11 protein-coding genes are annotated in these 15,405 nt (G+C 54.4%); 5 read left to right on the top strand and 6 right to left on the bottom strand.

All coding sequences use genetic code 11. From position 1 onward, the window contains the following. Positions 1–200 precede the first annotated feature (200 nt). Genes KU392_RS04585 through KU392_RS04595 form a run of 3 tightly spaced genes read left to right on the top strand, consistent with a single transcriptional unit; the run spans position 201 to position 3,538 of the window. Entirely contained in the window at positions 201–1,688 is a 1,488-nt protein-coding gene (locus KU392_RS04585; RefSeq protein WP_217734701.1) for a SulP family inorganic anion transporter, read from the top strand. Positions 1,689–1,702: 14 nt separating this feature from the next. Then, positions 1,703–2,554 (top strand): universal stress protein, encoded by an 852-nt coding sequence (locus KU392_RS14410; protein ID WP_217734702.1) that lies wholly within the window; start codon positions 1,703–1,705, stop codon positions 2,552–2,554. Between the two features lie 9 nt (positions 2,555–2,563). After that, positions 2,564–3,538 (top strand): LysR family transcriptional regulator, encoded by a 975-nt coding sequence (locus tag KU392_RS04595; RefSeq protein ID WP_217734703.1) that lies wholly within the window; start codon positions 2,564–2,566, stop codon positions 3,536–3,538. Here the strand turns inward: KU392_RS04595 and KU392_RS04600 are convergent. Together KU392_RS04600 and KU392_RS04605 are read right to left on the bottom strand one after the other, a co-directional pair. Further along, positions 3,535–5,211 carry a thiamine pyrophosphate-binding protein gene (locus tag KU392_RS04600; RefSeq protein WP_217734704.1) on the bottom strand — a complete coding sequence of 559 codons (1,677 nt, stop codon included), beginning with the start codon at positions 5,209–5,211 and terminating at the stop codon, positions 3,535–3,537. The two genes, KU392_RS04595 and KU392_RS04600, sit on opposite strands and share 4 nt — an antisense overlap. Positions 5,212–5,292: 81 nt before the next feature. After that, positions 5,293–6,735, bottom strand: coding sequence for an aldehyde dehydrogenase family protein (locus tag KU392_RS04605; protein WP_217734705.1), 1,443 nt, complete (start codon positions 6,733–6,735; stop codon positions 5,293–5,295). Positions 6,736–6,966: 231 nt separating this feature from the next. On the opposite strand from KU392_RS04605, the gene KU392_RS04610 reads away from it, so the two are divergent. Both KU392_RS04610 and KU392_RS04615 read left to right on the top strand, forming a co-directional pair. Then, positions 6,967–7,269, top strand: a complete 303-nt coding sequence (locus tag KU392_RS04610) for a monooxygenase (RefSeq protein ID WP_217734706.1) — start codon at positions 6,967–6,969, stop codon at positions 7,267–7,269. A gap of 238 nt (positions 7,270–7,507) precedes the next feature. After that, a complete protein-coding gene (locus KU392_RS04615; RefSeq protein WP_217734707.1) occupies positions 7,508–8,485 on the top strand; it encodes a Bug family tripartite tricarboxylate transporter substrate binding protein in 978 nt (325 codons plus the stop codon). Positions 8,486–8,541: 56 nt separating this feature from the next. Here KU392_RS04615 and KU392_RS04620 read toward each other — a convergent pair whose 3' ends face one another. Genes KU392_RS04620 through KU392_RS04635 form a run of 4 tightly spaced genes read right to left on the bottom strand, consistent with a single transcriptional unit; the run spans position 8,542 to position 15,225 of the window. Next, on the bottom strand, positions 8,542–8,862 hold the full coding sequence (locus tag KU392_RS04620) for a DUF2149 domain-containing protein (protein ID WP_169293124.1): 321 nt from the start codon (positions 8,860–8,862) through the stop codon (positions 8,542–8,544). 2 nt (positions 8,863–8,864) lie between these two features. Further along, a complete protein-coding gene (locus KU392_RS04625) occupies positions 8,865–9,353 on the bottom strand; it encodes a MotA/TolQ/ExbB proton channel family protein (RefSeq protein WP_169293123.1) in 489 nt (162 codons plus the stop codon). A gap of 18 nt (positions 9,354–9,371) precedes the next feature. Next, positions 9,372–13,262 carry a cobaltochelatase subunit CobN gene (gene cobN / locus KU392_RS04630; protein WP_217734708.1) on the bottom strand — a complete coding sequence of 1,297 codons (3,891 nt, stop codon included), beginning with the start codon at positions 13,260–13,262 and terminating at the stop codon, positions 9,372–9,374. A gap of 4 nt (positions 13,263–13,266) precedes the next feature. Further along, complete coding sequence (locus KU392_RS04635) at positions 13,267–15,225, bottom strand: TonB-dependent receptor domain-containing protein (protein ID WP_217734709.1); 1,959 nt, start codon at positions 15,223–15,225, stop codon at positions 13,267–13,269. Positions 15,226–15,405: the final 180 nt, after the last annotated feature.

The raw sequence follows: 15,405 nt of genomic DNA on the forward strand, positions 1-15,405 counted from the left end.
ATAAAAAGCACTCATGTCCATACAAAACGTTTTACAACAATTAATGCAAGCAGCACAGGATCTAAAAGAAAGCCTGAAAACCCATTTGGAGAATTCGGCCTTAAGCCTGCAGCAATAAGCGCTTATGCCATAAAACAGCGCGGTCCCGTTCAACCCGGTCTATAATGCGGGGCCAAACTTCATTACGGATTCCTATTCCTATGTTTTCCAATGTCAAAGAACAATGGTTCTCGAATATCCGTGGCGATGTGCTGTCGGGTATGGTGGTTGCGTTGGCTTTAATACCTGAAGCCATCGCCTTTTCCATTATTGCCGGGGTAGACCCCAAAATCGGCTTATACGCCTCGTTCTGTATCGCTGTTGTCATCTCTTTTTTTGGTGGAAGGCCAGGCATGATTTCCGCCGCCACAGCAGCCATGGCTTTATTAATGACCACCTTGGTCAAAGAGCATGGCCTGGAATATTTGCTGGCAGCCACAATCCTGACCGGTGTCATTCAAATTATCGCGGGTTACCTTAAATTAGCTGAGCTGATGCGGTTTGTCTCCAAATCGGTCGTGATTGGATTCGTTAATGCACTGGCCATCCTTATTTTCATGGCGCAGTTGCCCGAGCTGACGAATGTGACCTGGCCTGTTTATGCCATGACGGCAGCAGGGCTGGCCATTATTTATTTATTCCCGCTGGTTCCTAAAATTGGCGCCTTAATTCCTTCGCCCTTGGTCACAATTTTGGTCCTGACCTTGGTGGCAGTCATTCTTGGGCTGGATATCCGTACCGTGGGTGATATGGGGCAGTTACCCGACACGCTGCCGGTCTTCCTGCTTCCCGACATTCCCCTAAACCTTGAAACCTTCAACATTATTTTTCCTTATGCCATTGCCTTGGCGGCCGTGGGTTTACTTGAATCAATGATGACCGCCACGATTGTTGATGACCTGACAGACACCTCCAGTGATAAAAACCGTGAATGCAAGGGCCAGGGGGTGGCCAATATTGCCGCCGGATTCATGGGTGGCATGGCCGGTTGTGCCATGATTGGCCAGTCGGTAATTAACGTGAAATCGGGGGGCCGTACCCGTTTGTCTACATTCTGTGCCGGTATTTTCCTGTTAATTCTGGTGGTTTTTCTTAGTGACTGGTTAAAGGTCATCCCCATGGCGGCATTGGTGGCTGTCATGATCATGGTATCAATTGGCACGTTTAACTGGGATTCGCTTAAAAATATTCGCACCTACCCGCTCTCGAGCAATATTGTTATGATTGCAACGGTGGCTGTTGTGGTTGCCACCCATAACCTGGCTTATGGCGTGCTGATTGGCGTCTTGCTGTCGGCTTTGTTTTTTGCCAATAAAATTGAACGCTACATGTCGGTCCAATCAACCCTGGATGACACGGGAAACACGCGTACTTACGTGATTAAGGGGCAAGTTTTCTTCAGTTCTGCCGAAAAATTCACAGCGGCATTTGATTTCAGGGAAGCGCTTTCAAACGTCGTGATTGATATCAGCCAGGCTCATTTCTGGGATGTTTCCGCGGTGGCCGCCGTTGATAAAGTGGTCATCAAGTTCAAGCGTGAAGGTACGCAAGTAAACGTGATTGGCATGAATGAAGCAAGCCAGACCATGATTGAAAAATTCGGCGTTCACCTTAAACCGGATGCCCTGGATCAATTGGGCAAGCACTAAAAGGAGCTTATACCGTGTCAAAAATTATTGCATGTATTGATGGCTCACCCGGTACCCATACCGTTTGTGATTACGCCGCCTGGTTCAGCCATAAACTGAATGCACCCCTTGAACTTTTGCATGTTATTGATGCCCCCAAGGCCCAGGCCCCGCAAGACTTAAGTGGCGCCATTGGTTTTGGCAGCCGGGAAACGCTGTTGCAGGAACTGGTAGAACTGGAAGAGCGCAAGGGAAAAATTGAAATCAAGCATGGCAAGGTCTTGCTTGAAGAAGCCGGCAAATACCTGCTACATAAATTCAATCTTAAAACTCATGGTTTCCAGCGCCATGGTAGCCTGTTGGAAACAGTGGTTGCACTGGAAGAAGATATCCGTGTGCTGGTGATGGGAAAACATGGCACGCAAACCGAATTGCGCTCCGACAAAATCGGAACACAAATTGAAAATGTTGTCCGTGCGATTTATAAACCGGTATTGATCGCCACTTCTCCATTCCAGACGCCCCAATCTTTTCTGGTGGCTTTTGATGGCAGCCCGACGGCAAGAAAATGTATTGAACAAATTGCATCAAGCCCGCTTCTTAAGGGGCTGGCCGCCTTTTTGGTTTATGTGGGCCAGCCCAGCCAGGAAATGCAAAACCAGCTGTCCTGGGCCAAAGAACAACTGGCATCACAAGGCTTTACCGTCACCACAAACACACTGGAAGGCGAAGTGGATAAATCAATCATGAGTTATGCCGCATTGCATCAGATAGACCTGCTTGTGGTGGGTGCCTATGGCCACTCAAAAATACGCCAGTTTTTTATTGGCAGCACCACCACCAGGCTTATTACCCGCTCAACAAAACCAATCCTGTTACTGCGTTAAAATCTCCTTATGAACTCCGATGATTTGGCACTATTTGCCGCGGTTGTGCACGCAGGCAGCATTTCCCGTGCTGCCATTGAAAAAGGGATGGACCAGTCTACGGTGAGCCGGCGGGTAAGCATGCTGGAATCCGAAGTGGGCGGCCGTCTGTTCCATCGCAGCGGGCGTGGTGTAACGCTAACTGAACGCGGGCAGCAATTAATGGTTTATGCCCAAACCATTTCCAGCACACTGGAAACCGCCATGCGGGCCATGCAAAAAGAAACCGGAACCGGCCCTGCCAGACTGCACATCGGGGCCCAACCCACGATTGCCAGAATGACCTTTGGCAGGCTTTATCATGCGTTCAGGACGCGTTACCCCAATACCCGAATACGTTTCATTGAAGGACTGGCCAGCCAGCTGTTAAGCGGTCTCAATGATGGTGAAATTGATCTGCTGTTGCTGTATCGCCCTGAACATGCCGGTGCCCTGCCTTACGACCCTTTGCTGCATGAAGGCATCTGGCTGATCACGCCACCCGACTTCACGCTCCCGGTAGCCAATAGCGTACCGCTCAGCCAGCTGGCTGATATCCCCCTGATCCTGCCCAGTACCCATCACGGCATACGGCTTATGGCTGAAACCGCAGCCGCCCGCCATGGTTTTTCCCTGAAGCTGGCGCTGGAATGCGATGGTTCCACCACCATGACCAAACAGCTGGTGATGGACGGTTGCGGCTGCACCATACTGCCGCTAGCCGCCGTGATAGATGATGTTAACGCCGGCCGCCTTAAAACCTATCGCCTTACCGAACCGGGTATCAGCCGCTGTGTGGCGCTGTTAATGGGCAAAACGCCAAGAGACGCTTCAGAAACCTGGCAAATCAATCAGATCATCAGGCACACCGTGACTGAGCTGGTACAAAACCGGCTCTGGCCGGACACAGAACTTGATGCCGCCCTGCACTCCGGCCCTTTGCCTGTCACACCACCGGCAACCTAAACAGATGCCAGACGCACTTGCGGGTTAATTTGTGCCGGATCGGTGCAAAGCTCCAGCAAGGCAGGTTTACCTGAAGCCAGTGCCCGCTCAAAAGCGGCCGGAAAGTCTGCGGTTTCCTGTACCCGTTCGGCATAGGCACCAAACGCATGGGCAAACGTAACAAAGTCCGGATTGGACAGCGCCGTGCCGGAAACCCGGCCCGGATACTCCCGCTCCTGGTGCATGCGAATGGTGCCAAACATCCCGTTATTAACCACAATCACCACCACGGGCGCGCCAAACTGCATGGCAGTGGCCAGTTCTTGCGGATACATCATGAAGCAGCCATCACCGGCAAAACAGACCACGGTTTTTTCGGGGGCATGCAACTTGGCTGCAATGGCCGCCGGCAGGCCATAGCCCATAGCCCCATTGGTGGGTGCCAGTTCCGTGGCGGGCTGGCGATAGCGGAAAAAGCGATGGACCCACACGGTATAGTTGCCTGCACCATTGGCAATGATGGCATCTTCCGGCAACACGGTATTCAAATGCCCGACAACCGCCCCCATATCCACGCCTTTATAGTCGGCTACGGGTGCCTGCGGTGTGGAATGGACCAGGTAATCGGCATGGGCGGTTTCTGTCCACTTGGCCCAGACCGGCTCAGCCTGCGGTTTCAGACTGGCCAATGCGGCGGCAGCAGCAGGCATGCTGCTATTGATGGGCAAATGCGCCACAAAAACACGGTTGAGTTCAGCCGGGTCGACATGTAAATGAACCAGGGTCTGCCCGGGGCTGGGCGAGGTGACCAGGCTGTATCCTGCCGTAGGGGTATCAGTCAGGCGTGAGCCCAGTACCAGCAACAGATCAGCCTGTTTGACCCGCTCAGCCAATTGGGGCGAAGTACCCAGGCCCAGCTGGCCAACATAATGCGCATCGCGATTATCAAACAAGTCCTGACGACGGAACGAAGCGGTCACCGGCAAATTATAAGCTTGAACAAAACTAGCAAGATCACGGCTTGCCTCTGGCGTCCAGCCAGTGCCACCCACCACCAACAAGGGTTGTTTGGCCTGGGCCAGCAAACCGGCCAGTTCATCCAGGTCTTCTTGCGAAGGCGCAGCATGGCTAATGCGTACCGGCGGGGCATCTGCCACCGTGGCCGCATTGAAAAGGATATCTTCGGGCAAAGCCACTACCACCGGCCCGGGCCGGCCCGACATGGCAACACTGAACGCACGTGCCACCACTTCGGGGATACGCTCAATGTCTTCAATCTCGGTGGCCCATTTGGCCAGACCACCAAACATCTGGCGGTAATCCACGTCCTGAAAACCCTCACGCTCTTTCATGGTGGTTTCCACCTGGCCCACAAATAGAATCATGGGGGTAGAATCCTGTTTGGCGGTATGCACGCCATTACTGGCATGAGTCGCCCCCGGTCCCCGGGTGACAAAAGCAATACCCGGCCGGCCTGTGAGTTTGCCATAGGCATCGGCCATATTGGAAGCGGCACCCTCATGGCGAGTCACAATGGTGCGGATTTGCGAAGCATCGTGCAGGGCATCCAGCACCGGCAGGTAACTTTCTCCGGGTACACAGTACACGGTATCAACCTGGTTATAGCGCAGTGCCTCAACCAGAATCTGGCCACCATTGCGGGAAGGAATATCAGGCGTTTGAGCAATCGTCATGTTATGTATCTACTTCAAGTATTAATGGAAAAACTCGTTAATCAAGTCGGGGGGTTGATGGTTTTTAGTTCAAAAAGCCAATCAGGCATTCACATAAGCGGTTTTCACGGTGGTGTAGAACTCGGCGGCATACCTGCCCTGCTCGCGTGGCCCATAACTGGAGCCCTTACGACCACCAAAAGGAACGTGATAATCTACCCCGGCAGTCGCCAGGTTCACCATCACCATGCCTGCTTGGGCATGGCGTTTGAAATGTGTGGCCAGTTTCAGTGAAGTGGTTACGATCCCGGCACACAGGCCAAAGCAGGTATCGTTAGCCAGTTCAAGGGCATGCTCATAATCAGTGGCACGAATCACGGCGGCAACCGGCCCGAAAATTTCTTCCCGTGCAATGCGCATCCTATTGTCCACATCCACAAACAGGGCCGGAGACAGGTAGAATCCGTCATGCTGGCGTTGCAAGCGCTCGCCCCCATACACCAGGCGCGCGCCTTCTTCCACACCAATATTGATATAAGACAGGTCGGTTTCCAGCTGATTCTGGTCAACCACGGGGCCAATATCGGTGCCCGCGGCCAGCGCATCATCCACGTTCAGGGCAGCCAGACGTTCTTGCATGGCCTGGACAAAACGGTCATGAATACCAGGCGTGACAATCAGCCGTGAAGAGGCCGTGCAACGCTGCCCCGTTGAAAAATAGGAGCCCTGGATCGCGCATTCCACCGCCACATCCAGATCGGCATCATCAGTAACAACCAGCGGGTTCTTGCCGCCCATTTCCAGCTGCACCTTGCCCATGCGGGCCACCACTTTGGCCGCAATAGCCTGCCCGGTGACGACCGAACCGGTAAAAGAAACCCCGTCCACATCCTGGCTGCTCACGATTGCTTCGCCCACCACCGAACCACGTCCCATCACCAGATTCAGTACACCGGCAGGCAAACCCGCCCGTGCCAGGATATCCACCAGCGTCCATGCACTGGCTGGTACCAGTTCAGCCGGTTTGAAAACAACGGTATTACCGTATGCCAGGGCAGGTGCGATTTTCCAGGCAGGGATGGCAATCGGGAAGTTCCAGGGCGTGATAATACCAATGACGCCTAAAGGTTCGCGGGTAATTTCAATATCCACCCCGGGGCGTACCGAAGGCAGTTTTTCACCGGCCATGCGCAAGACTTCTCCGGCAAAAAAGCCGAATATCTGCCCGGCACGGGCCACTTCGCCAATTGCTTCAGGCAATGTTTTGCCTTCTTCACGGGCCAGCAGCCGGCCCAGCTCATCTTTGCGGGCCAGAATTTCGGCCGAGGCACGGGCCAGGATATTGGAACGCTCTTGCATGGAAAACATGGCCCAGGCTGGGAACGCATCCCTGGCAGACTGAATGGCAGTTTTCGCCTGCTCAAGATCCGCCTGTCCAAAATCGCCAATAATGTCTTTAATATTGGATGGATTACGGTTGGTGCTGACTGATTCAGCGCTCACCCACTGACCACCTATATAGTTCTTAAATAATTGTGTACGCATATGAACCCGATAATTTGAAACCGGACTGCCTGTGAAAATGTGATTGCAGCCTTATGGTTTCGCAGTATATGGCATGCCAATGAATCCACCCATGCGCCCGGTACATACCAGCTTTGCCATACAGCCGTTTAGCTGCCCGCACATAGACACCCTGCTTTGCAGAACATTGGAGGAAGCAGTTCTGGGTAGTACACTAGAGACTTTCATCCCTAACTACGGAATCATGCAAACATGAAATACCTGCTCCAAGTTGACTTCCCCTACACCGGCCCCTGGGGTCAGGAAATGACCCGAACAATGAATGAGCTGGCCCAATCTATTGCGAAAGAACCCGGTCTGATCTGGAAAATATGGACAGAAAATGAAAGTGCCAATGAGGCCGGTGGTATTTACCTGTTTCAGGACAAATCCAGTGCCCTGGCCTATCTGGACATGCACGCCGCCCGTTTGAAGAGCTTTGGCATTCCCCATGTGAATGGAAAAATATTTGCGGTGAATGATGACTTGTCCAGAATTGACAACGCACCGGTTTAACCTGCTCCCACCGCTAACCTACCGGTCTGGCGGGGGAGATTTTTACACAGCACCAAGTCCTGGCACCTCAGCCTGGTGCCATCAAGGCCCGGCCAAAGCAAAGCTGGTATGCACCTGATGCATGGTTAAAAACAATAATTTGTCCTATACTTCGCCAAATTCCACATCATGGTAAAAACCACTTACAAGAAACTCCGAATATTTTAATAATGAAACAAACAACCAAAGGAGACCAATAATGAAAATAAAATGGCAACCCTTTCTGGCGGCAGCAGGCATGGCAATAGCCGTTTCAAGCGGCGCTGCCAAGGCAAACTCGTTCCCGTCACATACCATTACCATGGTGGTGCCCTGGCCACCCGGCGGCCCTTCAGACATGGGGGCCCGCCCTCTGGCCGCACATATGCAAAAAGTACTGGGCCGCCCGGTTGTCATTGAAAACCAGGCCGGAGAAAGTGGTAATGTTGGCAGCAATATGGTGGCCAACGCCAGACCCGATGGCCACACCTTGTTATTTACGTCCAGCGGCCCCATCGTCATCAATCCCTATCTAAACGCGACAATGCCTTATGACGCCCAGAAAGACTTCACGCCCATCAGCAGCCTGTTGCAAGTGCCACTGGTATTGGTGGTGAACCCAAGCGTTCCGGCCCACAATCTGCAGGAACTGCTGACATACATCAAGGGGCAGAACGGCAACTTTCATTGGGCTTCTGCCGGCAATGGCACCACGCAACATCTGGCGGGCGAGCTGTTTCGGATAAACGGCAAGCTGGATATGATCCATGTCCCTTACAGAGGCACCGCACCGGCCATCGCAGACCTTCTGCGAGGCCGCGTCACGATGATGTTCGACAGCACCATTGCCATTGTGCCGCATATCAGGGCAGGCAAAGTGCGCCCTATCGCCATTACCAGCCCTGAACGCTCCAAGCTCTTGCCCAACGTACCCACGTTTGCCGAAGCCGGGCTGCCAGACGTGAAAATCTCTGCCTGGTACGGCCTGTTTGCACCTGCCAACACATCAACGAATGTCATCAACAAACTGAACTGGACCATCCTTGATTTCATGCAAACAAAAGAATACAAACGCATTCAGGATGAAACCGGTTCTGGCTCCGTACACGATACCCCTGAAGATTTCGCGGCTTTCATCAAACAGGAAGCCATCAAATGGCAAAACCTTACCAAGACTACCGGCACCAAAATTAATTAAAAACCGTTCACCCTATCCAGGGCAAACGGCTAGCACGTTAAACAACGAAGATTTTTTTAACGGGCGGCAACCGTTTCAGGCACATAAATCATGCGCCCGTCATCAAGCCGGTAGGTAATGCCGGCTTTTACACCCTGCCCCTGCCCGATTTCACCATTGGACTCATAACGGGTCAGCTCTTCACCCTCTTTAATCGTCATGGACATATTGGCCTTGCCAGGATTTTCAATCACAATCACATCCTGGGCGGCATACGGATTAAGCGGGTTAAGGGCAACCACCACCATCAAAATACCAATCACCACCAGAAACAGGTCAATCATATTAACCACCGAAAGGATGGGATCGTCTGCGTCATCAGATTCCAGAAATCGCATGCTTAGGCCTCCTGCATGACAAGCAGGCCCTGGCGTTCCAGCTCACGCAGTTCCTGTAACAGCCAACGCCGCCGCACCGTCAAAATGAAAAACGTAATGCTGGCGGCAATCAATGCCAAAATAACCGCAGAAAAAGCGGTCACCAGGTTCTCGCCAACACCGGCGGCATTGCCCCCGCCAAGCGCCAGCAAGGCTGGCCCCATGGGTATCATGGTGGCAATCAAACCCAGCATGGGTGCCGTGCGCGACACAATACGCAACAGTTCCAGGCGATGCATAATCCATAGTTCCAGATCATCTGCAGTGCCACCATGGCTGGCATGCCGCCGGCGTAGCACCCATTGCGCACGTTGCTGGCGTCTTTGCCACCACTCAACCGCAAAGCCACCCAGCGAAGCGAAGGAATACAACAGGCACAACAAAATCATTACAAGTACGGGTGCAAGGAAAAGACTGGCAAGTTCGTACAGGCCTGATTCAAGAAAGTTCATTTAATACTCCAAAAAAAATTATGCATGCGCATGCCCTGTACGGGTCCCGCGCCATTGGCGCAGGGCACCATACAAGGTGGCTGCCCCCAACAGGACAAATGAAAAAACCAGCATCCAGGGAAACGATGGCGGTGCCGTTTCCACCGCCTGCATAACCTGGCCACTAACCACAGACGGTGCCTGGGTGTCGGCGGCAGAAGCGGAGTCAGGTGTTGCGGCATCCATTTCTGCAGCCGCTTGCACCAGGCCAAAGCCCTGGGCCATGTCCGCCACAAAAGCCTGTGTCAGCGAATCTCCGGCCGTGACATCGAACTGCTGCACCAGTTCCTGCCAGCGCTCGGCCAGCGCCTGCCGGGTGGCTTCGGGCGCATCCCAATAGCCTTTGCGTATGGCTTCGGCCATGCGTTCCAGCAACTGCGCCTGGGCGGTTGGGTTGTGTTGCTCAAACCACTCATTCGTACCCAATTGGCGGGTATCTTCAATATAAGTGTCGAAGATGGCCTGCCATTGATCGGGCCGCACGGTAGCCGGGTCTACGGCCTGCCAGCCAAACAGGTTGTTAACCGTATCCACAACCTCCAGCGTACCGGCATAACCTTCAGTTTGCATGCCCTGTATCCAGTGCGGATTCAGGTATCTGACCCGCATTTCGTTGGAAAGAAAGGCTTGCATGGAAGTGGTCTTGGGTTCTTTGTGGCGCAAATCAGAGATATACAGTGGTGGGCTTTTGCCATCCAGATGCCGGATCGCCACCGACAGCCCACCCAGAAATTCAAATGGGTGGTCGGTGGAAAGCACGCCATGTATATTTGAGGTGCGTGACATGACCGCTGCATCGGTGCCCCGCAACTGGGCCGCCAGCAGGTTGACCGAAGACGGCTTGATGGCCCAGCCTTCACTGCCATAGGCATACTGCATGCGACTCAGGAACTGCCCGGCCAAGGCGGCATCCCCTTCCCACTGGGTGGATTGCTGCATCATGCCGGGCAGGCCCGTGCCATAATTGCCCGGCGCACTGCTGAAAATCCGATAGCGGGCAGCCTGCCCGGCCTCGTTTGCAGACATGCCCGATGCCAGCAATTCAGCCGTGATCCGCTTTGTATTGGACGCAACCGGATTATCCGGTTCGTCCAGCTCCGCAAGCCGATTCATGGCCTCGGCCAGCAAGCGCATAAAACCGTCAAACTGATCCCGGTACACACCCGTTGTCTGAATGACAACATCAATACGCGGCCGGCCCAGCGTAGTGGCAGGAATGATCTCCAGACGGGAAATCCGGCCATTGCGCGCCCATACCGGTTTCAGACCCAGCGCCTGTAAAACCTGCCCTTCGGTAATGCCTTGATGACGCACCGCCTCACCCGCCCACAGGCTGAATGCCAGGCGTTGGGGCCAGACGCCCTGATGCTCGCTGCGATAAGTATCCACCAGCTGCATCAATGCCGTGCCACCGCTTTCATAAGCGGCAGGCGTGGGCAATTTATCGGGTTCCAGCGCATACAGATTACGGCCGCTGGCCAAACCGGGACGGCGTATGGGATCGCCCCCCGGCCCCGGCAACACGAAACCGCCCGACAAGCCGCTTAATAACGCTTCCATCTCGCCGGTATCAGCCAGGCCTGCGTCCAGCTCTTGGGCACGCCGCAGATGCGCCTGAAGTTCAGGCACAGCCGTGGCAATATCTTCACCCTCACGCAAGTAACGGCTCAGGGTTTGATAAGGAACACTGCTTTGCAGCTTCGTGAAATCTTCCGCCAACACCCCATCCGGCAAGCCCAGCGCCTCATAAAAAGGCTGTCCCAGCTGTTGCATCACCACGAAAAGCCGGTGCTCCGGCGCAGAAGGCTGGCCAAAACGATGCAGCCCCAGTGGCATGGCGGTTTGGGCCAGTGACTGCAAGTGATCGTGCAAAACCTGCAGAAAACCCGAAAAATCCTCACGTGCCTGGCTTTCCTGCCAGCCCAAATCCTGAATCAGGCTGGAATCACGTGTGGCGGCCAGGATTTTTTCCATGACCGCCTGCTGCACGGCACCTTCGTCCAGCTGCTCATACTCCTCTATAAGCGTCAGCATATCGCGCAGTTCGTCATAAAGCCCTGCCGGTGCGAAAGGCGGTGTTTGATGACTGATGGACACCGCCCTGCCCCGGCGCCGCGTTTGTAGCGCCTCACCGACGTTATCCTGGATATAAGGGTAGAAAACAGGTAAATCTCCCAATGCCAGGAAGGGATAGTCACGCATGGAAAGCCCCCTGTCCTTGCCGGGCAACCATTCCTGGGTGCCATGCGTGCCCAGATGGATCAGGGCGTTGGCACTGAACACTTCGCGCACCCACAAATAAGCCGCCATGTACAAATGATCGGGTGCTTTCGATTCATCGTGGTAATGACTGCCCATTTCCGCGGCCCTGGGCATTTGTGGCATGATCACCAGCTTACCCAACTTCATTCTGGGAATCACGAACGCAGGCACGCCATCCACCGTGCGTACCGCCCAATGGTCTGCCGGATTCCCCCAAACCGCCATGCCCTCGCGTGGCCCGGCCGGCAGTTTGTCCAGCCATGCCTGGTATTGTGACACCGGCAGCACCGCTGCCAGGTCACGGGCCAGCAGGTCTTCTGGCGGGCTGCTTCGGTACAGCATGGACAGCATGGCCTGGCCTTTTTCAATCATGTCGACTTCCTTGATGGGATCAATGTCGTAGCCCGCCTGCTTCAGCGCCCCGGTAATATTTTCAATACTGACCGGGACATTCAGGTGGGAAGCACCAAAATTGCGCTCACCGGGTGGGTAATTCCAGAACATCAGTGCCAGCTGCCTGTCGCTGGCAGGCTTACGGCGCAACTCAATCAACTTGCGCAATTTATCCAGCAAACCGTCCACCTGTTCGGCCATGGGCACCGCTGCTCCGTCCTGCAAGACAGACAGCACCATCGGGTCGCTCATGCCCCAGGTTTCAGGAATGGCCATAAAGATCGGCACAACCCTTTGCGCCACACCACTGGGCGCTGCCAGCCATTGGACCTGATCACCCTCACGATAGGTCAGGGTCTGGATCGCGGGGATACCCAGTTGCGCCAGTTCGGCAGCGCGCTCGGTGCTGTTCTGCGTCATGCGCAGGTTGACCATCGCATCGGCACCGGCCGGCTTGACCACTTTCGTCAACGCCTTGGGGTCGTTACTGTCATACCAGAAGGCAACAGGCAAGATGTTTCTGGCTTCAGATGCGGCAATCAGGGCATCAATAAGCTGCGTCTGCATGTCACTGACCACGCCATTGTGAATCAGGAAGGCAACGTGGCCAACGGGCTGGGGCATGCGTGCCCGGGCCCAGGCCAGGTAAGGCTCAAGCGACTCGAATACCTGCGGGGCGGCCGGATGATAAAACCCCGTCTCAGGCACCGGTTCGGCAGCCGGCAGCGAGGCAATGGAACGGCCTTCGGCAAGGTCTTTGGCGGCCTGGAAAAACAAGCCGTAATTGCCGGTACCGCCGTTGGTGTAATAGCTGGACAGTTGCCGGGCCTGTTCGGCCGTCATGCCACCAAAGTCTTCAACACGGCTGCCAACCCTGAGCCAGGGGATATTCCCCATCTTCAGATTTTCGCCAATCGCGCCATCCACTTCGGCACGGGCACTGGGGCGCGGTGTATCCAGCACCACCAGGCTGGCGGCCAGCAACCATTGCCCGGCAGGTGCACCTATCGTCCCAACATCCACATGCTCAAGCCGGACACCGGCACGTTCGGCAATCGGAGCCAGCACCTGAAATTTGGCCGGTAGCACCGAACGGTTGGTGACCACCTTGACAAGCGGAGCAGAAACGTCAGCTGCCGCCTGGGCCGGGACAAGCCCGGCACCCCCCAAACACCACCACAACAATATCCATAAGTTAAGCATAAACTTGCGCATAGGATCAGAACCTCATTTCCATACCAACAAACAGGCGACGTCCTTCATCACTGAACACATAATCTGCGGACTCATCGGCCAGACGCTTGTCAGTGAGGTTTTCGATACCTGCATGCAAGGTCACATGACGGTTGACATCGTAACTGCCGTACAGGGAAAGGATTGAATAGGCAGGCTGATACCCCGACCCTGAAGTCGTCCGTTGTGAACCGACATACTGCCACCTGAGGCTGGCGTCCCAGTCATCTGCCGGTTGCCAGTTCAATGTGGCATTGGCGGTATGGCGCGGTCGGTCCGTCAGGCGCGTTTTGCTGGTGCGATCCACCGCATCCAGATAGGTATAGTTGGTTTTCAGATGCAGGTTCCAGGGCAGCTCAACCCCAAAGACCAGCTCCAGGCCGCTAATGCGAGCCTTGTTGATGTTAATGTACTCGTACGTTTTGAGTTTGCCGCCACACCCGGACACACAGTTGCTATCAATCAGGTCATCCACCTGATTCAAAAACAGCATGGCATTGGCCTGCCAGCGGTCACCGGTATAATCAAACCCCGCTTCATACGACACCGAGGTCTCGGGCTTCAGGTCTGGGTTGCCGAAGATTTCTGAACCCCGCCCCCATGTACCGCGATATCCGGGTGACAGCTGTTTAAGTGTGGGAGCCCGAAAACCCTTGCCCACACCACCCTTGAAAACCAGCTCATCATTGAAGTGATACAGTACATAGGCACGCGGACTGGTCTGCCAGCCATAATTGGGATGATGATCGAAACGGCTACCCAGCAGCAACTCCCAGTTTTCCCCCAGCATCATTTCATCCTGCAGGAAGAAAGCCTTGTGAGTGGCATTTTCCCGACCGGACGCATTCACGGTGGGGTCTTCCAGGATTTCCTTGCGCAATTCACCGCCCAGCGTAACGGTGTGTCCGGCCAATGGCTCAAAGCTGATCATGCCGCTGGCAACCTTATCGGTAAACTGGTGCGGGCCGGTGCTGCCACCGTCTGTCCGGTCATTGACACGCTTGAGGTTGGAGCGGTACACCTTGACTTCACTTTTCCCCCAGTCCCAGTCTCCGGAATGAGACAGGGAAAGGCGCTGCCGGCGAATATTGTCATCTGAACGGTAAGTGGTGCTATTGCGCCAACGATCTTCTTTGCCGACACTCATGGTGGCGTCCAGGCGTTGCCTGTCATCAGGGGTCCAGGTTAATCCCACCGTGCCCAACAGGTCTTTCCGGTACCCCATGGAGGTCTCATGAAAAGCCGTGGGCGTTGCACTTTGAGGCGTGTATAAGGCCTGCGTATGTTGATATTGCCCGGACACCGTCAGGCCAAGCACGTCCTGTACCAGTGGACCTGAAATATAGGCACCCAGACGGTGACGGTCACCGCCCCGACTGGTGCGGGGAAAAACGCCATCGGCAGAAAAAACACTGACCCACTCATCGGTGGCACGTCGTGATATCACGTTGACGACTCCCCCAAGCGCCTCGGAACCGTAAAGCGAAGACATGGGACCACGGACAATTTCAATACGTTCAATGGCTTCCGCCGGCATCCAGCCGTGTTCAAAATCCGAACCAAAAATAAGGGGACCCGACTGGTTGATACGCATGCCGTCATACAGGACCAGGGTGTGGTCTGTTTTCATGCCGCGGATTGAAATACCCTTGCCATTAATGCCAACGCTACTCAACGTAACACCAGGGGTGCCCTCCACCGCCTGAGCCACATCATAAATCGGCCGATGACTCAGCTCCTCGCTGTTTAACACCGTGACACTGGCGGGTGCATCCTCCAACAAACGCTCGCTTGCCGATGCCGTTACCACAATGGGCTCCAATTGGGTAACACTGGCAACGCTGGTATTGGCCCAGGCAGTACCAAATAGGGCACCGGCTACCGTAGGGCAGGCCAAAACAGACAGGCGAAAACGTGATAGGCAAATAAAATTAAAATCTGTCATTTGTGAATTTATATATCTATTTATATTTATAGGTAACAAAGCACGGACGTAAACTGATTGTGACGCCGGACGTTACCAGAGTCTGTAATAGACGATTGTTACCGATGCATTGACCGATTCACGGATCGCCGGAAAGACTTAATGCCTGGGCGCGGGCCTGATATTTGAAGCAGGTGCAAG

The organism is Advenella alkanexedens, assembly GCF_019132845.1.
Classification (GTDB): domain Bacteria; phylum Pseudomonadota; class Gammaproteobacteria; order Burkholderiales; family Burkholderiaceae_B; genus Advenella; species Advenella alkanexedens.